Source organism: Pyxidicoccus sp. M6, assembly GCF_055568925.1.
The window spans coordinates 3,974,800-3,997,620 of the sequence record NZ_CM145714.1; the positions used below are offsets into that span (position 1 = coordinate 3,974,800).

A 22,821-nucleotide genomic window follows, 5' to 3' on the forward strand; every position below is an offset into this window, starting at 1 on the left:
GAGGCACCCACCTCGCGGGTGGGAAAATCCGTGACAGACCCGCGAGAGAGGGTAAGGTCAACCCTGGAGGTTGCCCTTGTTCAGCCCCGCTTCCTGGGTGGTTCTCGAGTCCTTCGTGCTGCACGCGCCGGTGATGGCCTCGCCGTCACGTCGGGCCGCGCGCGTGGGCGGAGCGGGGAAGGGGCCGACCTGCCAGGTGGGGGCGCATCCATGAGGTCGTCGCCACTCCACCCGGACCAGCTCGTCCCCGACAGCGAGGTAGGCCCGTGGCGCGTGGTGGCGTCGCTGGGCGCGGGTGGCTTCGGGCGGGTCTTCAAGGTGGAGCGGGGCGGGCGGTTCTACTCGCTGAAGATGGCGCTCCGTCCGGCGGGGCCGCACGCCACCGAGGAGGAGGACGTCAACGGCCGGCTCGCGCACGAGGTGGCCGCGCTGCTGGCCTGTGCGCCGCATCCGAACCTGCCGCGCCTCCACGCGGTGGACCGCTGGCCCGAGCCCCCCGACGGCTACCTGTACTTCGTCACTGACTTCGTGGACGGAGAGACGTTCCACGAGTGGCGCTGGCGGGTGAAGCCCACGGCGGCGCACCTGCTCACCGTCTTCACGGAGGTGGTGCGCGCGGTGGCGGACCTGCACCGGCGCGGCGTGCACCTCCGGGACTTGAAGGGCGACAACCTGATCATCCGCCGCGAGGACGAGCGCCCCTTCCTCATCGACCTGGGCACCGTGCGGATGCCGGGGGCCACGACGCTGACGGTCGGCGTGGCGCCGGCCTCGCCGCACCTGCTGCCGCCCGAGTGCGTGGCCTTCCTGCGCGAGGGCACGTGGCAGCAGGGCGCGTACTTCGACGCGGGCGTGCCGGGAGACCTCTACGCGCTCGGCGCGCTGCTGTACGAGGCGCTCACGGATGGCTACGCGTTCGACCCGAGGCTTCCGTATGACCGGTTGCTGCCGGCCATCGAGACGGTGACGCCGAGAGCGCCGCACGTGGTGAATCCGAAGGTGCCGAAGGCGCTCGGCGACATCGCCATGCGGCTGCTGGAGAAGCGCCCCGAGGCCCGCTACCCGGGCACCGAGGCGCTGCTGCAGGCGCTCTGGGACGTGGCGAAGGAGAAGCGGCAGCCCGCGTGGCGCGTGTCGCTGGACCGGCCGCCCGAGATGGAGTCGCAGGGCACGGGCTCGGAGACGCCCCGCGTGCGCATGAAGCCGGAGATGGGGCGCGCGCCGCTGGAAGCGCTGAAGCCGCTGGAGTCCTCCGAGACGAGGGAGCCCGAGCTCGCGCCGATGGCCGCGGCGCTGGAGCCCCAGGCGCCCGCACCCGAGCGTGGACCCGTGACTCCGCTTCGAGCCGCGAAGGACGAGGCGGTGGCGTCGTCTCCGGCGCGAGGGAGGTACCGGGCAGTGGTGGGGTTCGGGTTGGGTGTGCTCCTCGTCCTCGGCTTCGTGGCCTTTGCGTTGCCACGTCTCTCGCAATCCCCCCGTGCCGTGACGGCGACCGTTTCGCCGCCCCCTTCCGAGAAAGGAAACCCCGCTGTGACGAGCCGTCCTCCGAGTTCCCCCGATGCACACCCGATGGCTGCGGTGCCGCCTGCCGTTGACGCAGGTGTGGCCCCGGACGCGGGCATGCTGGCCTCCGCGCCGGTATCGAACGCTCCTGTGAGCGAAGTCCCCGCGCCGTCAGCGCCGAAGCGGCTGGCTTCGAGTCGTGCGGCGAAGGCCGCGGCCGCAGCTTGCATGGTTGCGGGGGCCGCTTGCGCGAGCGGGCCTCAGCTGCGCACGGCGTCCCCGGAGAAGCCGTGTCCACAGAAGGTCGTCGATTGGATGGAGAGCGTGGGACTCAACCCGCCCTTCATGCTGGGAAGCGACGAGAAGCTCTGGATCACCCCGACGATGCCTGATTCCGATGACGAGGTGCCCGTACCCGCGGAGGGGGCCTTCACCATGAGGGCATACAAGGATCTCACGGGAACCCATCGAGACTTCAAGTTCCCGAAGGGCAGCCAGCTCCACGGACAGGTGTTTCACGGAACGGACCGTGTCTATGCCTGGATAACAGAGGTGGAAACGCCAGATGGCACGCGATACCCCGTTTGTGCCCAACTCGTGGCCGACTCAACGAGGCGAGCACTGGGGCATCTCTACATACCGTCCAGTCCCCCAGAGAAGCGGATGGTGTCCCCGTTCGCGGTCGTCGCATTGACGAAGCGTTTCGGATGGCTCGAGCCCAGGTAGAAGGGCGGCGAACCCAATGGGCATGGATGTGCCCGCCTGGAGGTCTTCCAGCCTTGTTCGCTTCGTCCTTCTCCGTCTTGCTCGCATGGGGGTTGTTGGCTGCACCTGTCACGGCTGTAGGCGCTTCCGGCACTCCAGAGACGTTCGTCGGCGTGCGCCACATCGAGCTCCGGGAAGAGCGGAGCCCCGTTCCTGAAATCCATATCGGCCCGGGCCTCACCACTACGGTGCTGTTCGACTCACCGATTCGGCCCGACGAGGTGGTGCTGGAAGGGCGCGAACGCTTCCTGCGGTTGGGTCTGGCGGAGGACCATCTGGTACTCGTGCCTTCGGGCACCTTCCAACACGGGGACCAACTGCGTCTGGAAGTCCGATTCCGCGATGGTGCGGCTCCGGAGCGGGCCGCGTTCACGCTGGTGGTCGACGCTGCCCGGGTCGAGCGCCAGGTCGAGCTCTACCGTCGACCTCGCATCGCGGAGTCTTATCGTCAGGAAGTCGAGGAGTTGAAGAGCGCAATGGCGCGGCTCCACCAGCAGGTTGCGAAGCTTCAGTCATCGACGGGAATGTCTGGCGATGGTGACTCCCTTGCTGCGACGCTAGCGAGGCTGGATGAGGTTCAGGCAGCGCCGCTGACCTTCGTGCGGCAGGAGAGTTCCGTTCCCGTTTCGGTCAATGCCGCGAAGGGCTTTCGGCTGTCGGGACTCTGGGTGGCTTTGCGCGTGACGCTGCGAGGGCAGGGGGCGGGGGGGTGGGTGGCGGTGGGGGCCTCGCTCCAGAATTCGCAAGGGCGGGTCGTGCAGATGCTGCGCCCGTGGCAAGCGGGGCCACTGACTTCCAGAGAGGTTCAGAGCATTGTCATCGCGAGTGACGACGAGGCATCACTGCCCCCTGGCCGCTACACCCTCAAGATGTGGGACGAAGGTGGTGGACAGACGGTGACGGTCGAAGGTCTCGAAGTCCGCTGAGCGCAGCGTGCTCAATCGAGAAAGCGACGCTCCCAGCGGAGCTTGTCTTCCGGTTGAAAGTCGTTATCGAAGACGATTCCCGGGTCGTGATAGAGCCACGGCTCCAGCACGCGCGCCAGTTCCCGATGTGCGGGCAGATTTTCTCCTGCTTCCAAGTCACCCGCCTCGGGCCACTGCCCTAGTGTGACGACGGCGCGATCTCCCGGAAGTTGCTGCACGGTGGTTCCGGGTGACGACAGTCGTGCACGCAGCCCCTCCGCACCTCCCAGTTCACCCAGCACGGGCTGTCCGAGGAACGTCAGCCAATACGCGCCTGGGATACGGGTACCAATGTCTCTGTGGACATCGTGCTCGAGGACGTCCATCCCGGGGTAGCGGAAGCACATGCTGCGAACCCTGCGCTGAACACCCACCTCATCCGTGATGGCGTTGAAGGAGAGACTGGCGTAACCGGAGTTGAAGGGCAGATGGGAGGCCAGTTCGAGCGCCAGTTCACGCACACGTCCGGGGCCGTGTTGCTCCAGGTATTCCGAGGTCAACTTGAACGTCGCAACACACGCTCGCTCCGGAACGTCGAAGGGGCCGGGATCTTCGTGCGAGATACCGATGTATTCGAAAGAGAATTCAGACATCCCATTGGAATCGCTTGCGATTGTGATGAAGGGATAATCGAGTTCGAGGAGGTCCCCCTCGATGCGTTTCCAGGCGTAGTCGTCGAGCGAATTCCAGTACCCCTCCATGTCGGGGTATATCGCCAGTGTTTCCTGTCCTACTGCCTGCCTGAACACGTTCAGCATTCGCAGCACTGCTGGACCAAGTCCCTTGTGGGAACGGTGCATGAAGAAACGGAAGGTGAGTCCATCGCGGATGAAGACGTAGCCTTTGTTCGTCTGGACTCGGATTCGGGGGTAGTGTTCGGTCATTCGATTCCCCTCCTGGGACTTACGCGGACTGGCTTCACACCCAAGGTCTTCTGGTAGGAGTCTCCTTGATTCGTGGCTTCACGAGCATTCCCGGAAGGCGATTGCCTCCATGAGGACCGATTGGTTTCGGGGCAGGGAAACTTGAAATCAAAGACGGCCTGAACCTGGAGCGGGTTGCCCGTGTGGATGACCACGTCTGGCACCACCGAGCCCACCAGTTCCTCGCCTCCGTTGCGTAGCATCTCCAATTCCATCTCGTGGGTAATCAGCTCCAGTTGTCGAGTCTTGGGGTTGATTCGGTAGCGCTGCTCCAGACTGAATCGTCCGGGGATCTCTCGGCTTAGCTTCTCATCCGCGCATTGAAAGGCGAGCCGATGTTTTGCGTCACCCAGTCTCATGCCTCGGGTCACCGGATTTTCCCGCGTTCCCCCCACCTGTTCTTGACACTCCTGCAGTGTCGGAGCGCGTCCGCCGAACTCCTTCTGATTTACCGCCGCATCCGCCAGGTTCGCGCACTCCACCAGGATGTCCTCGATGCGCTTCCGCGCCATCTCATCGAGCACCTGCCACGCACTGCCGGCCGTCCCCACCTGGACGGCACGTATCATCAGCGGGTGCACTGCCTCTTCTCCGGCCACCTTGGCGCAGTAGGCCGGGTTGCGCTCACACGTGGCGCTCATCGAGTCCACCGCCTGCGCATAAGTCCCCGTCCCGCGCCGGGACGGACTCCCGGCCCCACAGCCCACGGCGAACAGCAGCACTCCCACTGCCATGACACCCGTCGTCAGCCGCCTCATCGGCCCTCCCATGAGCACGCTCCAACGGTAGCCGAGCCACCGCACCGGCCCGCCATTACATTGCCCGGACACGCCCCGAAACGGGTGCGAGGAGGCAGGCAAGCCATGGCCCGGATGTGCCAGGACGACGTAGGCCGCTGTGACTTCATCGACGTGCTCGAAGAGGCCGTCCTCCGGCGCCGCCCCGTCTCCGTGGAGCTGCGCGCCGGTGAGTCCTTCGTCGACCACGTCACCGACGTCGTCACCGAGCAGGGGGACGACTTCGCCGTCTTCCGCTCGCACGCCCGGGTGCCCGTCGGGGACATCCTCTCCGTTACTCGCGAGTCCACTTGAGCCTCGCGCCCCGCCGTGTAGGGTGCAGCCTCGGACGATGACCTCCCTTCCTCCGGCAGACTCCCTCCGCTGCATCAACGCCGACTCGCGCGAGCCGCAGGGCTACCGCGCCGCGCTCGGCGACACCCGCGCGGCCTTGCTGCACACGGACCCGCCCTACTGCCTCCTCACCCGGCGCCGGAAGGGCGGGGACCTCCGCGACACGCGCGCCCACAAGAAAATCGACCAGAACCCCATCGTCCGCTTCGAGACCGTGCGCGACTACCGCGCCTTCACCGATGCCTGGATGTCTCGCGCCGTCGCGCACCTCACTCCGGACGCGCCGCTCGTCATCTGGACCAACCTGCTCGGCAAGGAGCCCATCCTCTCCGTGGCTCGTGGCCTGGGCTATCCGCACCTGCGCGGCGAGTACGTCTGGGGCAAGCGCACCACCGACAAGAACGCCAACGAGCAGACCCTGCGCGTCTACGAGGTCGCCCTCGTCATTGCCCGCACGCCCGCGCCGCCGCTGGCCCCCGGAGACCTGCCCACCGTCTGGGCCGTCGTCGGTGGCTACGACGATGAGGGCGAGGCCGCGCGCTGGGGCGGGCATCCACACCACAAGCCCTTCTCCGTGCTGGAGCCGCTCGTGCGCACGTACAGCCGGCCCGGGGACACGGTGTTGGACCCGTTCGCCGGCAGTGGCTCCATGCCCTCCGCGGCGCTGCGGCTCGGCCGCCGGCCCGCGTGCCTTGAAGTCGAGCCCGAGTGGGCCGAGCGCGTCACCCGCCGCCTCCGCGAGACGGACGAGGAAGAAGCTCAGCGCCCCAGCGCCCGGTAGAGCCGGGTCTCCGCCCACGCCGGGATGTCCGTGGGCCGATGTCCCCACCAGTTCATCACCAGCGTGCGCCGCTGCCGCGAGCGCCCCGGCAGCTTCCCGTCCGGAATGCGGTTCTCCGCGTCCAGCACGCCGTGCGTCAGCGTCCCATCGAAGCGCACCAGCCGGTTCGGCCGCGGCGCCACCAGGTCCGCGGTGTCCAGCCGCGACGGCGCCAGCGAGGGATTCTCCGGGTCCGGCTTCTCGCGCGTCACCACCAGCGCCCCGCCGCGCACCCGGTTGAGGAACAACACGGAGGAGATGCGCGGGTGCACCAACTCCCCCGTGCGCAGCGCCAGCTTCTCGTCCCGGTCCTGGTGGAAGTCCACGCGCACGTCCGTGGGGGACATGCGTGACAGCCACCACTCCACCCCGGCGATGCGCCGCCTCGCGGCCACCTCCGGACGCAGTGTGAGGATGACCTCCTCCACCACGTTGGCGGGGGGGCCGAAGTCGTACCAGAACGTCGTCTGGTACGTCTGACGCAACCGCTCCGTGCCCAGGGCCCCCACGGCGCGCAGGAGGCGGCGGAAGAGGGGAGTGGGCAGGGCGCCTTCGGTGAGCTGGACGAGGGTTTCCACGAGTCTGGCGAGCATTGTCCCACCGCCGGGGTGGGCGCCACCTTCCTTTGCCGCTAGGCTGCGCGGCCCATTCCCCTCCGGACAGGAGGGCGCGGAGACTTCCGGATGAAGGCGCACCAGAAGATGCTCATCGGCATTGTCGCCGGCGCGGTGACGGGCCTCGCCGCCAACGCCGTCGCCAACGCCATCGCCCGGAAGGCCGCCGGTATCGCCGAGGGCCCCGTCCCCGCGGAGGCCATCGCCCAGTACGCCCCCTGGCTCCCGTGGAGTGTCGACTACGTCGCCTCGCCCCTGGGCCAGATTTTCATCCGCCTGCTGCTCATGCTCGTGGTGCCCATGCTCTTCTCCGCGCTCGTCGTGGGCGTGGCGGAGCTGGACCTCAAGCAGGTGGGCCGCCTGGGCCTGCGCACGCTGGGCTACACCGTCGTCTTCTCCGCCATCTCCGTCCTCATCGGCCTGCTCATGGTCAACGCCATGAAGCCCGGCGAAGGCCTCAGCGAGGAGGCCCGCGCCCTGGCCCGGGGCGCCCAGCAGGTGAAGGCGGCCCCGCCGCCCTCGGACACGTCGTTCGGCGCCGTGCTCGTGTCCATGGTGCCCACCAACCCCCTCAAGGCCGCCTCCGAGGGAGACTTCATCGGCCTCATCGTCTTCTCGCTCATCTTCGGCATGGGCCTGGCGCTCACCCCGGGCGAGCCCGCGCAGCGGCTCAAGGAAATCATCCAGGGCCTCTACGACGTGATGATGAAGCTCATCGACGGCGTGCTGCGGCTCGCCCCCTTCGGCGTGGCCGCGCTGCTGTTCGCCATGACGGCGCGCCTGGGCCTGAGCATCCTCGCGCAGCTCGCCGCGTACGTGGCCACGGTGCTCCTGGCGCTGGGCATCCACATGTTCGTCGTCTACTCGCTGTCCGTGCGCTTCCTCGGCGGGCGCAATCCCATCCAGTTCTTCCGCGACATCCGTCTGGTGATGGCCACCGCCTTCTCCACGGCCTCGTCCAGCGCCACGCTGCCCACCGCGCTCAAGGTGGCCGAGGAGAACCTGAAGCTGCCGCGCAACGTGTCCCGCTTCGTCCTCACCGCGGGCTCGGCCATGAACCAGAACGGCACCGCGCTCTTCGAGGGCGTCACCGTGCTCTTCCTCGCCCAGGTCTACGGCGTGCCGCTCAGCCTCTCGGACCAGGGGCTCATCATGTTCATCTGCATCCTCGCGGGCATCGGCACCGCGGGCGTTCCCGCCGGCTCCATCCCCGTCATCGCGATGATTCTGGGCATGTTCAAGATTCCGGTGGAGGGCCTGGGCCTCATCCTCGGCGTGGACCGCTTCCTGGACATGTGCCGCACCACCCTGAACGTCTCGGGAGACCTCGCCGCCGCCGTGTACGTGGCGCGCGGAGAACCGGCTGACCGCCCGGCCGGAGAGGAAGCGGCGGACCCTTCCGCATCCTGACGCCCGGCATTTCGCGGCGCATCCTTCATCACGGAGCAGCGTGCGCGTTGCGCACCTCGTAGCAGCAGTCACCCCGCAGCACCCGCCAAGGAGCCCGCATGAGGGTCGCCAAGGATTCCGTCGTCTCGCTGGAGTATCGGCTGCACCTGGGGGATGAGCAGGTCATCGACCAGAGCGCTCCCGGCCAGCCGCTCGCCTACCTCCACGGGCATCGTCAAATCGTCCCCGGCCTGGAGGGGGCCCTCGAGGGCATGTCCGTCGGCGAGAGCAAGAAGGTCGTGGTGGCCCCGGGCCAGGGCTACGGCGAGCACGACCCCGAGGGCGTGCGCACCGTGCCGCGCGACATGCTGCCCCCCGGCTTCAACCCGCAGCCCGGCCAGACGCTGATGGCGCAGACGGACCAGGGCGACATCCCCCTGCGCATCCAGGAGGTGCGCCCGGACGCCGTCGTCGTGGACCTCAACCACCCGCTCGCCGGCAAGACGCTCCACTTCGACGTCACCGTGCGCGAGGTGCGCGCCGCGACGCAGGAGGAGCTCACCCACGGCCACGTCCACGGCGCGGGCGGGCACCACCACGGCTGATACACGTTGACGCAATGCGCCCACTCGCGGGGTGGGGGCTTCCAGGCCCCACCCTCCGAGGGGAGCGAGCATTTCGCGAGGGCCGGGGCGGTGCACTATCGTCGCGGCCCCAATGAGTTCCCCCTCACCGTCCCCGTCCCCGAGCGAGCTGCGCATCCATCCGACCGACCCGACGGCCAATGAGCCGGGGGCGTCCGCGGAGAAGGACCCGGAGCGCTACTGGCTCGAGCATGTCTACCAGGGCGGCAGCCGCCAGCTCACCGTGCGCGCCGTCATCGCGGGCATGGCCATTGGCGCGGTGATGTGTCTGTCCAACCTGTTCGTCATCCTCAAGACGGGCTGGAGCCTGGGCGTCACGATTACGGCGTGCATCCTCGCCTTCGCGGTGTTCGGCACGCTGCGCTCGCTGGGATTGCTCCGGAAGGAGTTCACCGACCTGGAGAACAACGCCATGGGCTCGGTGGCCTCGGCCGCGGGCTACATGACGGGCGGCGGCAACATGGCGGCGGTGCCCGCGCTGCTGATGCTCACCGGCACGCTGCCGTCCACCGGCTGGCTGGTGCTGTGGTTCGCCGTCATCTCCGCGCTGGGCGTCTTCGCGGCCATCCCCATCAAGCGCCAGCTCATCAACATCGAGGCGCTGCCGTTCCCCACCGGCACGGCCACCGCGGAGACCATCCGCGCGCTGCACGGCCATGGAGAAGTGGCCCGCCGCAAGTCGCGGCTCCTGGGGCTGGCGGGGCTCGTGGGCGCGTTGCTCGTGTTCATTCGCGACGCGCGCTTCACCTGGCTGCCCAACATCAAGGACAAGGTGAGCCTGCCCTTCACCATCCTGGGGAAGCCGGCCTCGGCCTGGTCGCTGTCATTCGACTTCAGCCTGCTGCTGGTGGGCGCGGGCGCGCTGGTGAGCTTCAAGACGGGCTGGTCCATGCTGCTGGGCGCGGTGCTCACCTATGGCTTCCTCGCGCCGTCCATGGTGTCCCAGGGCGCCATCCCCGAGGTGACGTACAAGGCCATCAACAGTTGGATGGTGTGGACGGGCTCGGCGCTGCTGGTGACCTCGGGCCTGTTGTCCTTCGCCTTCCAGTGGCGCAGCGTGGCGCGCTCCTTCAAGGCGCTGTCCGGCCTCTTTGGCGGGAAGGGCGCGCAGGAGGAGCAGGACCCGCTGGCCGGAATCGAATGCCCGCCGTCCTGGTTCCCGCTGGGCTTCGCGGTGCTGGGCCCCATCGCCATCTTCCTGATGGCGTACCTCTTCCAGATTCCGTGGTGGGCGGGCGTGCTGGCCATGCCGCTGGCCGTCGTCATGGGCGTCATCGCCAGCCGCGTGACGGGTGAGACGGACACCACGCCCACCAAGGCCCTGGGCCCCGTCACGCAGCTCATCTTCGGAGGGCTGGCGCCGGGCAACATCCCCGCCAACGTGATGAGCGCCAACGCCACGGGCGGCGTGGGGTTGCACTCGGCGGACCTGTTGACGGACCTGAAGTCCGGGTGGCTGCTGGGCGCCAACCCGCGTCAGCAGTTCATCGCGCAGCTGTTCGGCGTGGTGGCGGGCGCGGCGGTGGTGGTGCCCGTCTTCCACATCCTGGTGCCCAGCGCGGACGTGCTCGGCACGGAGGACTTCCCCGCGCCCGCGTCCATGGTGTGGGCTGGCGTGTCGAAGCTGCTGGCCACCGGCATCGCCGCGCTGCCCGAGACGGCCCGCGTGGGCGCGCTGTGCGGGGCGATGCTGGGCGTCGTCCTGGTGCTGCTGGAGAAGTGGGCCCCCGCGAAGGCGAAGGCCTTCATCCCGTCCGCCTCGGGCTTCGGGCTGGCCATCGTGATTCCGGGCTCCAGCTCCATCGCCTTCTTCCTCGGCGCCGCGATTGCCGAGGGGCTGCGCCGCGCGAAGCCGAAGCTCGCGGAGGACGCGACGCTGCCGGTGGCCTCGGGCTTCATCGCCGGAGAGAGCCTGCTGGGCATCGCGATTGCCCTGGCCAAGGCCTTCAAGTGGATGCCGAAGTAGGCGCCCGGGCCGGAGCGCCCGCCTCCATTCCCCGAGGAGGGAAGGGCGGGCGCGAAGGGTGACGCTCAGTCCACCTTGGAGGTGGCGAAGGACGCGCCGGCGACGAAGCGGAACGTCGGCATGTCCGCGCCGGCGCCCACGCCCGGGCCGCCCATGACGTAGAGGTCCATGAAGGACAAGGCGTGCTTGCGGATGGCCAGGAGCAGCTCCGCGCCCACGCGGCCTCCCTGGAGCGGCACGCCCACCAGCAGGCTCACCTCACCGCGCGTGGACTCACCGGCACGCGACGTCACGGTGCCCGCCAGCCGCAGCTCGCTTCCGATGACGTCCTTGTCGACGCCGGACAGCGGGCCCAGGTCGCGCTTCTCGCGCAGCAGCACGCCGGCCTCGCCGCCCACCTGCCACGTCTCCGCCAGGAAGCCGAGCTGCAGCCGCGGATGGAGGGCGTACTCGTCGCGCGCCAGCAGGTCCTCGCTGCCCAGTGGCAGCGCCGCGCTGAAATCCGCGGCGAGCTGGAAGCCGAAGTCCTGGCGCAGCAGCGCCGCGCGCGCGCCCACCCACGGCGTGGCCAGGCCCGCGCCCTCGGGCGGCTGCACGTCCATGTGCGGCTTGCCGCCCTGCTTGACGATGTAGGGCATCTCCGCCGACACCTGGAGCCAGGGCAGCACGCCGTAGGCGGCCGTCACGTCCATGGTGAAGCGGTTCTCCACGAGCCCGATGCCATTGCCCGGCTCCCAGCGTGTCTGGAAGTGGAAGGGCAGGTTCTCGTAGTGGCCCTGCACCGCGACGCGCAGCATGCCCTGCGGCAGCGTGCGGCCGGTGCCCACCATCAGCGAACCCAGCGCGGCCGGGTCCAGCTGGAGACGCTGGAGGTCGAAGGTGGGGAGCCTGGAGTCCTGCGCCCGCGCGGAGGCGGGGCCGAGGCACAACACGAGAGACGCGACAGCGGAAAACAGCGCGAGCGAAGGCCGGGACGGCACGACGACTCCTTCAATGAATGTCAGCAGCGAGCGGCCCCGAACGGGGCACCACTCGCATGTCTGGGATTGGAGTGCAAGCGCAACGCTATTTGCTCCTCGTGCGGCAACTATTGCGTGCCGTGGGTGCAACCTCCTTGACGCGCGCGCGGTCCGGGCTCTCCAGGACTTGCCGAGAAGTCCGTCCCCGTGCCGGCGGCATGAGAGGCGTGCAATGGCTCCGGAGGCCCTGCGTACGGCAGACACCGCAAGGGGTGCTCGCGTGTCCGTCCTGGTCGATGACCTTCGTTTCTCGCTCCGGCTCTTGCTGAAGAACCGGGGCTTCACGCTCGTTTCGGTGCTGACACTCGCCCTGGCCATCGGGGCGAACACCGCCATCTTCAGCGTCGTGCACGGGGTGCTGCTGCGCCCGCTGCCGTATCCGGATTCGGAGCAGTTGGTGCAGCTCAGCCGGAAGGAGCCGGACGGAACGAGCTCGTCGCAGAGCATCGCCCACTACACGCTGCTGTCCGGCCAGTCCGCCCTCTTCTCGCACGTCACGGCGTACGAGGTGCTCCCCAGCGGCTTCAACCTCGTGGGGGACGGGATGCCGGAGCGGTTGTCCGGCGTGCGCGTGACGCAGTCCTTCTTCGACACCTTCCGCGTTCGGCCGGAGCTGGGGCGAAGCTTCTTGCCGGAGGAGGACGTGCCCGGCGGCGGCCACTCGGTGGTCATCAGCCACGGGCTCTGGCAGCGCCGCTTCGGCGGGGCCGCGGACGTCATCGGCAAGTCGCTCACGCTGAATGACCAGCCCTACACGGTGGTGGGCGTTGCGCCCGCGAGCTTCCAGTACCCCAAGGGCGTGCAGCTCTGGGCGCCGCTGCAACTGGACCTCACCAACGAGGACAACGCCAGCTTCCTCGTCGTCACCGGGCGGCTGAAGCCGGGCCTGTCGCCCGACACGGTGGACGCGGCCCTGAAGACGCTCAGCAGCCGCCTGCACGCGGAGAAGCCGCTCCTCATGGAGGAGAACGAGCGCTTCCAGGCGGAGGACCTGCGCGTGTTCCTCGCGGGCGACTTGCGGCTGGCGCTCTGGGTGCTGCTGGGCGCGGTGGCCCTGGTGCTGCTCATCGCGTGCGTCAACCTGGCCAACCTCCAGCTCGCGCGGGCGGCGGCGCGGCAGCGGGAGCTGGTGGTGCGCGCGGCCCTGGGCGCGGCGCCGGGGCGGCTGGTGCGCCAGCTCCTGACGGAGAGCATGCTGCTGTCCCTGTCGGGCGGTGGGCTCGGGCTGCTGCTGGCCTCGGCGGCGCTGCCGGCACTGCTGTCGCTGGCTCCGGCGGCGGGGGCCGCGTCGGGAAACGGCGGGCTGGGCGGCGCGGCGGTGGGAATCAACGGCGTGGTGCTGCTCTTCACGCTGGGGGCGTCGGTGCTGACGGGCCTGCTGTTCGGCCTCCTGCCCGCGTGGCACGCGTCGAGCCCGGACCTGCAGACGGCGCTGCGCGAGGGGGCGCAGCGGGCCACCGCGGGCCGCGCGGGCGGGCGCACGCGGCGGCTGCTGGTGGTGGGGCAGGTGGCGCTGGCGGTGGTGCTGCTGGTGGGCGCGGCGCTGCTCATCCGCGGCTTCGCGTCGATGAGCCGCACCTCCCCGGGGTTCGACCCGCACGACGTGCACGTGGTGACGCTGTCGCTGCCGGAGGCGCGCTACGCCGACCCCGCCGTCCTGGAGCGCTTCACGAAGCAGGTGACGGAGCGGGTGGCGGCGCTGCCGGGCGTGGAGGCGGCGGGCTTCACCTCGGCGCTGCCCATGGGCATGGGGCCCGGGATGCAGTTCTCCATCGAGGGCAAGTTCGAGGGGCGCATGGACGGGCCCGGCGTGGGCGGCGGGCAGTTCCGCCCGGTGACGCCGGGGTACTTCAAGGCGCTGGGCATCAGCCTCGTGCGCGGCCGGCTGCTGACGGAGACGGACGTGGCGGGCAGCGCGCCGGTGGTGGTCATCAACGAGGCGACGGCGCGCAAGTACTGGAAGGGTGAGGACCCCATCGGCCAGCGCATCCGCTACGGCCCCACGGTGCCGAGCATCCGCGACGAGATACCGCGCACGGTGGTGGGCATCGTCCGGGACGTGCGGGAGAACGGCCTGGCGGAGGACGCGCCCGCCGTCCAGTACGTCGCGCTGGGGCAGCTGACGCCGGGCTTCAACCAGATGCTGGTGCGCCTGCTGCCGCAGAACCTCCTCGTGCGCACCCGGGGCTCGCATGCGTCGGTGGTGTCGAGCGTGCAACGCGAGCTGTGGGCGGTGGACCCGCAGCAGCCGGTGACGGAGACGCTGAAGCTGGAGGACCACGTGGAGCGCTCGATGGGTTCGGAGCGCTTCAACATGGTGCTGCTGGGGCTGATGGCGGCGCTCGCTCTGGTGCTCGCGGCGGTGGGCATCTACGGCGTGCTGTCGTACCTGGTGAGCCAGCGGACGCGGGAGATGGGCGTGCGGCTGGCGCTGGGCGCGCCGCGTGGCGAGGTGGTGCGGCTGGTGCTGCTCCAGGGCCTGGGCTCGGTGGGCCTGGGGGTGGCGCTGGGCGTGGGCGGCGCGTGGGGCCTGACGCGCGTGGTGGAGGGCATGGTGCACGGGGTGAGCGCGCTGGACCCGCTGGCCTTCTCCGCCGCGCCGCTGCTGCTGCTGGGCGTGGGACTGGTGGCCACGTGGGTCCCCGCGCTGCGCGCCTCGCGCGTGGACCCCATCATCGCGCTCAAGTACGACTGAACGGGGGAGGGCGCTGACCGTGCTCAGCGGATGGCGAAGCCCCAGGTGTACGGGGTACCCCGATACCGGCACGTAGTACCGTTGCTCCAGGCCCACGTAAAGTCGAGCCGCCCGCCGGCGCAGTACTCACCCGCATAGTCCGCGAGGTGTCCGCGGGCCGTGGGCTGCCAGTCGCTGTCGCACGCTGAGCCCACCGAGGTTGTGTTGTTGTAGCTGTAGTTGACACAGCCCATCATGATTTGCGAGCTGGCTGGTCCGTACGTGCCTTGCTTGAAGGCCGTGCCGGCCGTGCCAATCACCATGTTGGTGCTGGCGTAGTTCCAGGTCGAGGCAGGGTAGGTTGCGCTGAAGCCTTCGTCATACGTCCGGTTGAAGACGCGAATCTGGCTGAACTGCACGCAGGCGAGGCTCTTGGACCAGTTGTCGCTCCCCATGGTGCCGCGATTGGCGAGGCCGAGGTTTGTCTTGGCCGAGGCGGGCTGCCAGCCCGCCACCGTCCAGCCGCCGCCTTCAGACGTCATGTCGCAGTAGTACTGGCCCGCTCCGGTGCCGCACGGGTTCAGGGAGTAGACGCCGCTGCCCAGCGAGGGACAGAACTGCTGCAACTGGCGGCAGGACTGGGGTGTCGCGGAGGGCGCCTCGGGGCAGGGCTTCGTGGGAATGGAAGGCCCGCTCGGGTCCGTTCCCGTCGACGGGGTGCTGCTCAGGGTGAAGACGATGTCATTGAAGTCGTCGTCCACCTGCTCGTGCATGCGGTCGGAGTCCTCGAACGCCAGCACGCGACGCTGCTCGCCCAGGTGGAACACGGAGATGATGTGTCTGCGCTTGGACTCGGTCAGCTCGGGATTGAGCGCGTCCAGGGAGTAGTAGGTGGTCCGGCTGAAGTCGACCTCGGTCCAATTCCATCCATTGGACACGAGGAAGAACCCGATGCGCGTCCCCGCGGGGAACTGGCCCAGGTACATGCGGTCCCCCGTGTGGAGGCCACCACCCGAGCCCCACGCCGAGGCATTCTCGAAGATGACGTGCTTCTCGATGGCGGAGGCGCTGCTCGGCGGACTGCCATCCGGGTAGGTGAAGTAGCCCAGGCTGTTCAGGAAGGTGGCGCCCTCGGAGATGAAGGTGACCCAGACATCGGACGTCGCGGTCACCAGGACATTGGGGTCGAAGGTGGAGGCCACGAAGGCCGGGTGATGGATGGGGACGGACTGGTTCTCCGGAAGCTCATTGGCGAGGTCCTGAAGGAACGCCTCCGGAAGCGTCTCGGGCGTGTCCGAGCTCACGGCTCCGCGGCTGCTGCGAAGGGGCTTCGTTTCGGTGGGGGCTCCCGCGTCCTTTTCACAGCCCGCCGCCATGAGCAGGAAGAGAGAGGCCAGGACCCTGGGCAGGGTTGGACACGGCAATGAAGTCATTGGGCAGTCTCCGTGGGGGAACGAATGCTCCGGTCAGGAGCAGCCAGATTGGATGGGAATCCGGCAAACTGCGCAATTCCAGTTGCTCAACTAGCGCTGGTGTCGAGACGTACTCAGGTTGCATCTACAACCAGGAACCGCCGGGCGTGGCTACGCCGCGCCGCCGGCGGCCAGGTCCTGCAGCTCCTGCCAGCGCGCGTAGAGCCGGTCCACCTCGGCGGCGGTGGCCTCCAGCTCCTTGTTCACCTCGGCCACCTTGGGGCCGTTGCTGTACACGGCCGGGTCGGCGAGCTGCGCCTCCAGCGCCGCCTTCTTCGTCTCGGCGGCCTCAATCGCGGCCTCCATGCCGTCCAGCTCGCGCTGCTCCTTGTACGAGAGCTTCCCCGGCTTGCGCGCCGCCTTGGACGCGGGCGGGGGCGGGGGCGGCTCCTCTTTCTTGAGCGCGGGCTTCGCGGCGGCGGCCTGCGCGTCCGCCTGCTCCTTGAGCCGCCGGTACATGGCGTAGTTGCCCTCGTACCGGGTGACGCGGCCCTCGCCCTCGAAGGTGAGGATGCTGGTGGCCACCTTGTCCAGGAAGTACCGGTCGTGCGTCACCAGCAGCGTGCTGCCGCCGAAGTCCAGCAGCAGCCGCTCCAGGATGTTGAGCGTGACGATGTCGAGGTCGTTCGTCGGCTCGTCGAGCACCAGCACGTTGGCGCCCTCCAGGAACAGGCGCGCCAGGAGCAGCCGGTTGCGCTCGCCGCCGGACAGCGCCTTCACCTTCATGCGCTGCATGGGCACCGGGAACAGCAAATCGTCCAGGTAGTCGCGCAGCGCCACCTTCTGGTCGCCCAGGATGACCCAGTCCTCGCCCTGCGAGGCCGAGTCGTACACCGTGGACTCCAAATCCAGCTGCGCGCGCTGCTGGTCGTAGTACGCGACCTTCGTGTTCTTCCCGATGACGAGCTTGCCGCCATCCGGAGGCGTCTCACCGAGCAGCACGCGCAGGAACGTCGTCTTGCCCACGCCGTTGGGGCCCACGAGGCCCACGCGCTCGCCGCGCTGGAGCCGGAAGTCCACGTTGCTCAGCACCTTCCGCTCGCCGAAGGACTTCTGCAGCCCCTCCGCCTCGATGACGGTGTGCCCCAGCCGGGGCGCCGCCGCCACGCGCAGGTCCGCCACCTTGGGCCGCTGGAAGCCCTTCTCCGCCATCAGCTTCTGCGCCCGCTCGATTCGTGCCTTGCTCTTGGTGCGGCGCGCCTCGGGGCCGCGGCGCAGCCACGCCACTTCCTGCGCTATCCACCGCTCGCGCTTGTGCTGCGCGAGCTCGGCGTTCTCCTGCGCCACCAGCTTCTGCTCCAGGTAGGCCTGGTAGTTGCCGGGGTAGGACGTCACGCCCTCGCCGGGCTGGATTTCGACGATGCGGTCCACCAGCCCGTCCAGGAAGTAGCGGTCGTGCGTGACGAGCAGCAGCGCGCCGGGCAGCTTGTCCAGCTCCTCCTCCAGCCAGTCCACCGTGTCCGCGTCCAGGTGGTTGGTGGGCTCGTCCAGCAGCAGCAAATCCGGCCGCGTCAGCAGCGCGCGCGCAATGGCCACGCGCTTGCGCAGGCCGCCGGACAGCTGCGCCACCGGCCGGTCCCAGTCCTTCACGCCCAGCCTGTCCAGCAGCGTCTTCGCGTGGTGCTCGGTGTCCCAGCCGCCCATCTGCTCAATCCGGTCGCTGAGCGCGGCCATCTGCTCCAGGAGCTTCTGGTGGCCCTCGGCGGGCGCGGACTCCAGCCGCTTCGTCAGCTCGGCGTGCGCGGCCAGGGCCTCCTTCAGCGGGCCTTGCGACACGGACAGCTCGGACGCCACGGTGGCGCCCTCGGGGAACTCCGGCTCCTGGGGCAGGTAGGTGACGCGGGCGCCGCGGCGCAGCTGCAGCTCGCCCGTGTCCGCCCTCGCCGCGCCGGCGAGAATCTTCATCAGCGACGACTTGCCGGAGCCATTCACGCCCACCAGGCCCACGCGCTCGCCCTCTTCAATCGTGAAGGTGAGGCCCTGGAAGACGGTGCGGCTTCCGAAGCTGAGCTGGACGTTGGCGGCTCGAAGCAGCGTCACGGTGCGGACTCCTGAAAAGGCGAAAGGCGCCCCTCACTGAAGAGGAGCGCCTTCCTTACCGCCAGAGTGCGGCGGAGGTGTGGACTACTTGCGGGCCGCCTGCTCCTGGGCCAGCTTCTCCTTGTACGCGGCCATCAGGGCCTCGGACTCGTTGCGCGGCACCGGCGAGTACTTGGAGAACTCCATCGTGAACTCGCCCTTGCCCTGGGTGGCGGAGCGCAGGTCCGTGGAGTAGCCGAACATCGTGTTCAGCGGCACCTCGGCCACCGCCGTCACGTAGCCCTCGGCCGTCTCCGTGGAGAGGATGGTGCCACGGCGCTGGTTCAGCTGACCCACGACGGAGCCCTGGAAGTCCTCGGGAGCCTGGACCTCCACCTTCATCATCGGCTCGAGGATGATGGGCTTGGCGGCGGCGTAGCCCTCGCGGAAGCCCATGATGGCGGCCGTCTTGAACGCCATTTCGGACGAGTCCACCGCGTGGAAGGCGCCGTCGTTGATGACCACGCGCACACCCACCACGGGGAAGCCGATGAGGCTGCCCTTCTTCACGGCCTCCTGGAAGCCCTTGTCGCAGGCCGGGATGAACTCGCGGGGGATGGAGCCGCCGACGATGTCATCCACGAACTCGTACTGCTGCACCGCGTCCGAGGGCAGCGGCTCGAGGTAGCCGCACACGCGCGCGAACTGGCCGGAACCACCGGTCTGCTTCTTGTGCGTGTAGGCGAACTCGCCCTTCTGGCTGATGGTCTCGCGGTACGCCACCTGCGGCTTACCGGCCTGGACCTCGCAGTTGTACTCGCGCTTCATGCGCTCGATGTAGATCTCCAGGTGGAGCTCGCCCATGCCGGAGATGATGGTCTGACCGGACTCCTCGTCACGGCGGACGCGGAAGGTCGGGTCCTCCTTCGTGAAGCGGTTGAGCGCCTTGGAGAAGTTGGCCAGCGCGCCACGGTCCTTGGGGGACACGGCGAGCGAAATCACCGCGTCCGGCACGTGCATGGACGTCATCGTGTAGTTCACGGTGCCGTCGGTGAACGTGTCGCCGGAGGCGCACTCGACGCCGAACAGCGCCACGATGTCGCCGGCCGTCGCGTCGCCGATGTCGTGCATCTCGCTGGCGTGCATGCGGACGATGCGCGGAACCTTGACCTTCTTCTGGTTCACCTGGTTGACGATGAAGTCACCCTTCGCCACGCGGCCCTGGTAGACGCGCATGTAGGTGAGCTGGCCGTAGCGGCCGTCTTCCAGCTTGAACGCCAGGCCCACGAAGGGCTTGTTCGGGTCGGACTCGAGGACGACCTTCGCCTCGTTGTTCTTCTGGTCCAGCGCCTCGTTCACCGCCTCCTTGGGGTTCGGGAGGAAGCTGCACACGGCGTTGAGGAGCAGCTGCACGCCCTTGTTCTTGTAGGCGGAGCCGCACATGACCGGCGTCATCTTCAGGGCAATGGTGGCCCGGCGGACGGCGGCGACGATGGCATCGTTGGAGATGGCGGCGTCGGACAGGAACAGCTCGCCCAGCGTGTCATCGACCTCGGCCACGAGCTCGATCATCTGCTGACGGCGGCTCTTGGCCTCGTCCACGAGCTCGGCGGGAATCTCCTCCTCGCGGACGTTCTCGCCGTTCTCACCGTCGAAGTAGAACGCCTTCATCTGGATGAGGTCGACCAGGCCCTTGAAGCGGTCCTCGGCGCCGATGGGCAGCTGCAGCTTCACCGGGTGGTGGTTCAGCTTCTCCTTCAGCTGTGCGGCCACGCGGTCATAGTTCGCGCCGGCGCGGTCCATCTTGTTGACGAACGCGATGCGCGGAACGCGGTAGCGCTTCATCTGCCGGTCCACGGTGATGGACTGGGACTGAACGCCGGACACCGAGCAGAGCACCAGGATGGCGCCGTCGAGAACGCGCAGGGAGCGCTCCACCTCGATGGTGAAGTCCACGTGTCCCGGGGTGTCGATGAGGTTGATGTTGTGCTCGCCCCACATCGCGTACGTGGCGGCGGACTGGATGGTGATGCCCTTCTCACGCTCCAGGTCCATCGAGTCCATCACCGCGCCCACGCCGTCCTTGCCGCGAACCTCGTGGATCTCGTGGATCTTGCCCGTATAGAACAGGATGCGCTCGGAGAGCGTCGTCTTGCCCGAGTCGATATGGGCGGAGATACCGATGTTACGAATCTTCTCGATGGGTGCGTTGGCGGCCACGATCCGGTCCTTCTTGATTTGAAAAGTGCCTGAGGGAACAGAGCAGGCGGGGCCCTTACTTCCCACAGGACGTAGTTTCCAGCCAAATCCGCATGACGGTGGGCTTGACTACACCCACCTCCGCCTACCAGGCGGCTATCCCACCTTTATAAGAGTGAGGCCCCGGCCGCCGCTGGAAGCGGGTTGGGGCGATGCTTTCCGAGGTCTCCTAACCATGAGCGCGTCCGAAAACTTCTCCATTGCCCAAGCCTGGTTGCACGCCTTCAACGCCCACGACGTGGACGCCCTGGTGGCGCTCTATGCCGAGGACTGTACGCACACCTCCCCCAAGATTCGCGTGCTGCACCCGGAGACGGGCGGCCGGCTGATTGGACGGCCGGCGCTGGCGAAGTGGTGGAGGGAGGCCATCGCCCGGCTGCCCGGCCTGCGCTACGAGGAGACCGCCCTGACGGCCGACGGTGAGCGCGTCTTCATGGAGTACCTGCGCCACGCGCCGGGCGAGGCGCCCATGCCGGTGGCCGAGGTGCTGGAGGTGCGCGGGGGGAAGATTGTCGCCTCGCGGGTGTACCACGGCTGAGAGAGCCGCACGGGCGGGAGGCGTTGGGTTAGGGTGCCGTGACGACGAGGACGAGGAGGACGGCCGTGGCGAAGAACCCCAGCTCCAGCACCCCTGCCGGCGCCTTCGACAGGGACTTCGGGTACCTGCTGCCCTTCATGGACAAGGTGGCGGCGGCGGCCGAGGGGCTCGAGGACGCCGCGGCCCGCGAGGAGCTCACGCGGCTGATGGCGGAGGAGAAGGTCCGCTGGCAGCGCATCCGGGAGCTGCTCAGCGGGGCCGCCGGACCGGCGGTGGCCGCGGCGCCGGCATCCGCGGAGTCCGGCCGCATGGGGGCGCCGATGGTGGCGCGGGTCTCGGCGGACGGCGCGCACCGCGTGGCGCCCGCGTCCACGGGCCTCACGGTGGGCAGCCTCAAGGGCACGCGCTGAGCGTCAGTCCCCCACGCGCTGGAGGTAGTCCAGCGCGTCGAAGGTGGCCGCCTTGTAGGACTCGGACAGCGTGGGGTAGTTGAAGCACGTCTCGATGAAGAGGCGCGCGCTGGCGCCCATGAGCAGCGCGGTGAGGCCCACGTGCACCAGCTCCGAGGCCTGCTCGCCGATGACGTGCACGCCCAGCAGCTTGAGGCTCTCGCGGTGGAAGAGCAGCTTCAGCAGGCCGTGCATCTCCCCGATGATTTGACCGCGCGGGTTCTGAGCGAAGGCGGCGCGCCCGGCGACGTAGGGCACGCCCTTCTCGCGCAGGGCCTCCTCGGTCTCGCCGGCCATGGACACCTCGGGGATGGTGTAGATGCCGTAAGGCAGCACCGGCGCCATGGTGCGCGAGCCCGTCAAATCGAAGGCGTGCTCCACGGCGATGCGCGCCTGGTCCATGGAGGTGGAGGCCAGCGCGGGGAAGCCGATGACGTCACCCACCGCGTAGATGTGCGGGATGGCCGTCTGGAAGTCCGGGCCCACCTCCACGTGGCCGCGCTTGCTCATCTTGATGCCGAGCGCCTCCAGTCCCAGGCCCGCGGTGTTGGCGGTGCGGCCGGAGGCCACCAGCACCTGGTCCGTGTCCACGGTCTCTCCAGACGAGAGCGTGAGGCGGATGGGCTCGTCCGCGCTGGAGGGCACCGCCACCGCGCTCACCGTCTGGCCGAAGCACAGGCGGATGCCGATGGCCTCCATGCGCTGGGCGAGCAGCGTGGAGATTTCGTCGTCGAGGAAGGGCAGCACCTCGTGCTTCACGTCAATCAGCGTCACGGGGATGCCGAGCGCGGCGAACATGCACGCGTACTCGCAGCCGATGACGCCCGCGCCCACCACCACCAGCGAGCGCGGTAGCCGGCCGATGTCGAGGATTTCATCCGAGTCGTGGATGCGCGGGTCGCCGAAGGGGTACGGCTGCGGGCGGAACGGGGACGAGCCGGTGGCGATGAGGATGTAGTCGCCGGTGAGCAGGCGCTCCGTCCCGTCCTGGCGCTGCACTCGGACGGTGTGCGGGTCCGCGAGCGCGCCGGTGCCCCGGACGACTTCCACTCCGTGGCGCTGCAGGTTCTGGAGGATTCGCTCGCGCTCCATGCTCTTCACGCGGCGCTCGCGGTAGAGGAAGTCGGAGACGGTGGCCTCGTGGCGGAGCGTGGTCTCCACGCTGTAGAGGCCTCGGGCCTTGAGTCCGGAGAGGTGGAGCGCCGTCTCGCGCAGCGTCTTGGAGGGGAGGGTGCCGGTGTTGGCCGCCGTGCCGCCGAGCACGGGCTCCTTCTCCACCACCACCACGCGCTTGCCCGCCAGCGCCGCCTGCACCGCGCCCCACTCACCCGCGGGGCCGCATCCGATGACCACCAAGTCGAAATCCGCCATGGGGCACGACGGTAGACGAGCCCGCGAGGGCTTTGAAGTCACGGGACGAGGTGTTGCTCGAAGAACTGCACTGTCTGCCGCATGGCCTGGCGCGAGCTCTCCACGTCGTCCACCAAATCGAAGGAGTGGTGGGACTCCGGCAGCTCCACCCGCGTGAGCGGCGCGCCCCGGCCCTTCGCGTCCTGGACGACGGCATCCAGCGCGCTGTTCAGCTGTGGCATGTCGCGGCCGGCTCGCACCACGAGGAACGCCTCGCCGGGGCCAGGCGGGCCGGAAGGACGTGGCGGTTTGCACTGCGAGC

19 protein-coding genes are annotated in these 22,821 nt (G+C 68.8%); 10 read left to right on the top strand and 9 right to left on the bottom strand.

All coding sequences use genetic code 11. From position 1 onward, the window contains the following. Positions 1 to 273 precede the first annotated feature (273 nt). Both ACVTJA_RS15810 and ACVTJA_RS15815 read left to right on the top strand, forming a co-directional pair. Positions 274 to 2,229: a serine/threonine protein kinase gene (locus ACVTJA_RS15810; RefSeq protein ID WP_465837200.1), complete on the top strand. Its 1,956-nt coding sequence runs from the start codon at positions 274 to 276 to the stop codon at positions 2,227 to 2,229. A 53-nt stretch (positions 2,230 to 2,282) separates the two neighbouring features. Continuing rightward, positions 2,283 to 3,194 (top strand): DUF2381 family protein, encoded by a 912-nt coding sequence (locus tag ACVTJA_RS15815; RefSeq protein ID WP_465837201.1) that lies wholly within the window; start codon positions 2,283 to 2,285, stop codon positions 3,192 to 3,194. An 11-nt stretch (positions 3,195 to 3,205) separates the two neighbouring features. On the opposite strand, the gene ACVTJA_RS15820 is transcribed toward ACVTJA_RS15815, so the two are convergent. Together ACVTJA_RS15820 and ACVTJA_RS15825 are read right to left on the bottom strand one after the other, a co-directional pair. Continuing rightward, positions 3,206 to 4,117, bottom strand: a complete 912-nt coding sequence (locus ACVTJA_RS15820; RefSeq protein WP_465837202.1) for a DUF3396 domain-containing protein — start codon at positions 4,115 to 4,117, stop codon at positions 3,206 to 3,208. Next, positions 4,114 to 4,914: a hypothetical protein gene (locus tag ACVTJA_RS15825; RefSeq protein ID WP_465837203.1), complete on the bottom strand. Its 801-nt coding sequence runs from the start codon at positions 4,912 to 4,914 to the stop codon at positions 4,114 to 4,116. Before ACVTJA_RS15825 ends, ACVTJA_RS15820 begins: the two co-directional genes overlap by 4 nt. Positions 4,915 to 5,019: 105 nt before the next feature. Between ACVTJA_RS15825 and ACVTJA_RS15830 the strand changes: the two genes are divergently transcribed. After that, positions 5,020 to 5,247, top strand: a complete 228-nt coding sequence (locus ACVTJA_RS15830) for a hypothetical protein (RefSeq protein ID WP_465837204.1) — start codon at positions 5,020 to 5,022, stop codon at positions 5,245 to 5,247. Between the two features lie 37 nt (positions 5,248 to 5,284). Further along, a complete protein-coding gene (locus ACVTJA_RS15835; protein ID WP_465837205.1) occupies positions 5,285 to 6,067 on the top strand; it encodes a DNA-methyltransferase in 783 nt (260 codons plus the stop codon). Here the strand turns inward: ACVTJA_RS15835 and ACVTJA_RS15840 are convergent. Continuing rightward, the gene (locus ACVTJA_RS15840; protein WP_465840405.1) at positions 6,046 to 6,684 is read right to left on the bottom strand and encodes a hypothetical protein; all 639 of its coding nucleotides are present in this window, start codon (positions 6,682 to 6,684) and stop codon (positions 6,046 to 6,048) included. The two genes, ACVTJA_RS15835 and ACVTJA_RS15840, sit on opposite strands and share 22 nt — an antisense overlap. 105 nt (positions 6,685 to 6,789) lie before the next feature. Between ACVTJA_RS15840 and ACVTJA_RS15845 the strand changes: the two genes are divergently transcribed. The 3 genes from ACVTJA_RS15845 (at position 6,790) to ACVTJA_RS15855 (ending at position 10,719) form a co-directional block, all read left to right on the top strand. Next, on the top strand, positions 6,790 to 8,130 hold the full coding sequence (locus tag ACVTJA_RS15845; RefSeq protein ID WP_465837206.1) for a dicarboxylate/amino acid:cation symporter: 1,341 nt from the start codon (positions 6,790 to 6,792) through the stop codon (positions 8,128 to 8,130). A gap of 98 nt (positions 8,131 to 8,228) precedes the next feature. Then, a complete protein-coding gene (locus ACVTJA_RS15850; RefSeq protein WP_465837207.1) occupies positions 8,229 to 8,714 on the top strand; it encodes an FKBP-type peptidyl-prolyl cis-trans isomerase in 486 nt (161 codons plus the stop codon). Between the two features lie 112 nt (positions 8,715 to 8,826). Then, positions 8,827 to 10,719: an OPT family oligopeptide transporter gene (locus tag ACVTJA_RS15855; RefSeq protein ID WP_465837208.1), complete on the top strand. Its 1,893-nt coding sequence runs from the start codon at positions 8,827 to 8,829 to the stop codon at positions 10,717 to 10,719. Positions 10,720 to 10,784: 65 nt separating this feature from the next. On the opposite strand, the gene ACVTJA_RS15860 is transcribed toward ACVTJA_RS15855, so the two are convergent. Further along, on the bottom strand, positions 10,785 to 11,699 hold the full coding sequence (locus ACVTJA_RS15860) for a flagellar motor protein MotB (RefSeq protein WP_465837209.1): 915 nt from the start codon (positions 11,697 to 11,699) through the stop codon (positions 10,785 to 10,787). A gap of 259 nt (positions 11,700 to 11,958) precedes the next feature. Here ACVTJA_RS15860 and ACVTJA_RS15865 point away from each other — a divergent pair, with 259 nt between their 5' ends. Beyond that, positions 11,959 to 14,433, top strand: a complete 2,475-nt coding sequence (locus ACVTJA_RS15865; protein WP_465837210.1) for an ABC transporter permease — start codon at positions 11,959 to 11,961, stop codon at positions 14,431 to 14,433. A gap of 23 nt (positions 14,434 to 14,456) precedes the next feature. Here ACVTJA_RS15865 and ACVTJA_RS15870 read toward each other — a convergent pair whose 3' ends face one another. The 3 genes from ACVTJA_RS15870 to fusA form a co-directional block, all read right to left on the bottom strand. Beyond that, positions 14,457 to 15,716, bottom strand: coding sequence for a fibrinogen-like YCDxxxxGGGW domain-containing protein (locus ACVTJA_RS15870; RefSeq protein WP_465837211.1), 1,260 nt, complete (start codon positions 15,714 to 15,716; stop codon positions 14,457 to 14,459). A gap of 279 nt (positions 15,717 to 15,995) precedes the next feature. Further along, on the bottom strand, positions 15,996 to 17,924 hold the full coding sequence (locus ACVTJA_RS15875) for an ABC-F family ATP-binding cassette domain-containing protein (RefSeq protein ID WP_465837212.1): 1,929 nt from the start codon (positions 17,922 to 17,924) through the stop codon (positions 15,996 to 15,998). An 84-nt stretch (positions 17,925 to 18,008) separates the two neighbouring features. Further along, a complete protein-coding gene (gene fusA, locus ACVTJA_RS15880; RefSeq protein WP_465837213.1) occupies positions 18,009 to 20,123 on the bottom strand; it encodes an elongation factor G in 2,115 nt (704 codons plus the stop codon). Positions 20,124 to 20,337: 214 nt separating this feature from the next. On the opposite strand from fusA, the gene ACVTJA_RS15885 reads away from it, so the two are divergent. Together ACVTJA_RS15885 and ACVTJA_RS15890 are read left to right on the top strand one after the other, a co-directional pair. Beyond that, complete coding sequence (locus ACVTJA_RS15885) at positions 20,338 to 20,700, top strand: nuclear transport factor 2 family protein (RefSeq protein ID WP_465837214.1); 363 nt, start codon at positions 20,338 to 20,340, stop codon at positions 20,698 to 20,700. Between the two features lie 65 nt (positions 20,701 to 20,765). Further along, positions 20,766 to 21,110 (top strand): hypothetical protein, encoded by a 345-nt coding sequence (locus ACVTJA_RS15890; protein ID WP_465837215.1) that lies wholly within the window; start codon positions 20,766 to 20,768, stop codon positions 21,108 to 21,110. Between the two features lie 3 nt (positions 21,111 to 21,113). Here ACVTJA_RS15890 and sthA read toward each other — a convergent pair whose 3' ends face one another. Beyond that, complete coding sequence (gene sthA, locus ACVTJA_RS15895) at positions 21,114 to 22,520, bottom strand: Si-specific NAD(P)(+) transhydrogenase (RefSeq protein ID WP_465837216.1); 1,407 nt, start codon at positions 22,518 to 22,520, stop codon at positions 21,114 to 21,116. A gap of 38 nt (positions 22,521 to 22,558) precedes the next feature. Further along, complete coding sequence (locus tag ACVTJA_RS15900; RefSeq protein ID WP_465837217.1) at positions 22,559 to 22,741, bottom strand: hypothetical protein; 183 nt, start codon at positions 22,739 to 22,741, stop codon at positions 22,559 to 22,561. Positions 22,742 to 22,821 lie beyond the last annotated feature (80 nt).

Bases quoted from the DNA above. Each gene is read 5' to 3' on its own strand.
- ACVTJA_RS15820 (WP_465837202.1), bottom strand. From the start codon at position 4,117: ATGACCGAACACTACCCCCGAATCCGAGTCCAGACGAACAAAGGCTAC.
- ACVTJA_RS15825 (WP_465837203.1), bottom strand. From the start codon at position 4,914: ATGAGGCGGCTGACGACGGGTGTCATGGCAGTGGGAGTGCTGCTGTTC.
- ACVTJA_RS15830 (WP_465837204.1), top strand. From the start codon at position 5,020: ATGGCCCGGATGTGCCAGGACGACGTAGGCCGCTGTGACTTCATCGAC.
- ACVTJA_RS15835 (WP_465837205.1), top strand. From the start codon at position 5,285: ATGACCTCCCTTCCTCCGGCAGACTCCCTCCGCTGCATCAACGCCGAC.
- ACVTJA_RS15845 (WP_465837206.1), top strand. From the start codon at position 6,790: ATGAAGGCGCACCAGAAGATGCTCATCGGCATTGTCGCCGGCGCGGTG.
- ACVTJA_RS15850 (WP_465837207.1), top strand. From the start codon at position 8,229: ATGAGGGTCGCCAAGGATTCCGTCGTCTCGCTGGAGTATCGGCTGCAC.
- ACVTJA_RS15855 (WP_465837208.1), top strand. From the start codon at position 8,827: ATGAGTTCCCCCTCACCGTCCCCGTCCCCGAGCGAGCTGCGCATCCAT.
- ACVTJA_RS15885 (WP_465837214.1), top strand. From the start codon at position 20,338: ATGAGCGCGTCCGAAAACTTCTCCATTGCCCAAGCCTGGTTGCACGCC.
- sthA (WP_465837216.1), bottom strand. From the start codon at position 22,520: ATGGCGGATTTCGACTTGGTGGTCATCGGATGCGGCCCCGCGGGTGAG.
- ACVTJA_RS15900 (WP_465837217.1), bottom strand. From the start codon at position 22,741: ATGCCACAGCTGAACAGCGCGCTGGATGCCGTCGTCCAGGACGCGAAG.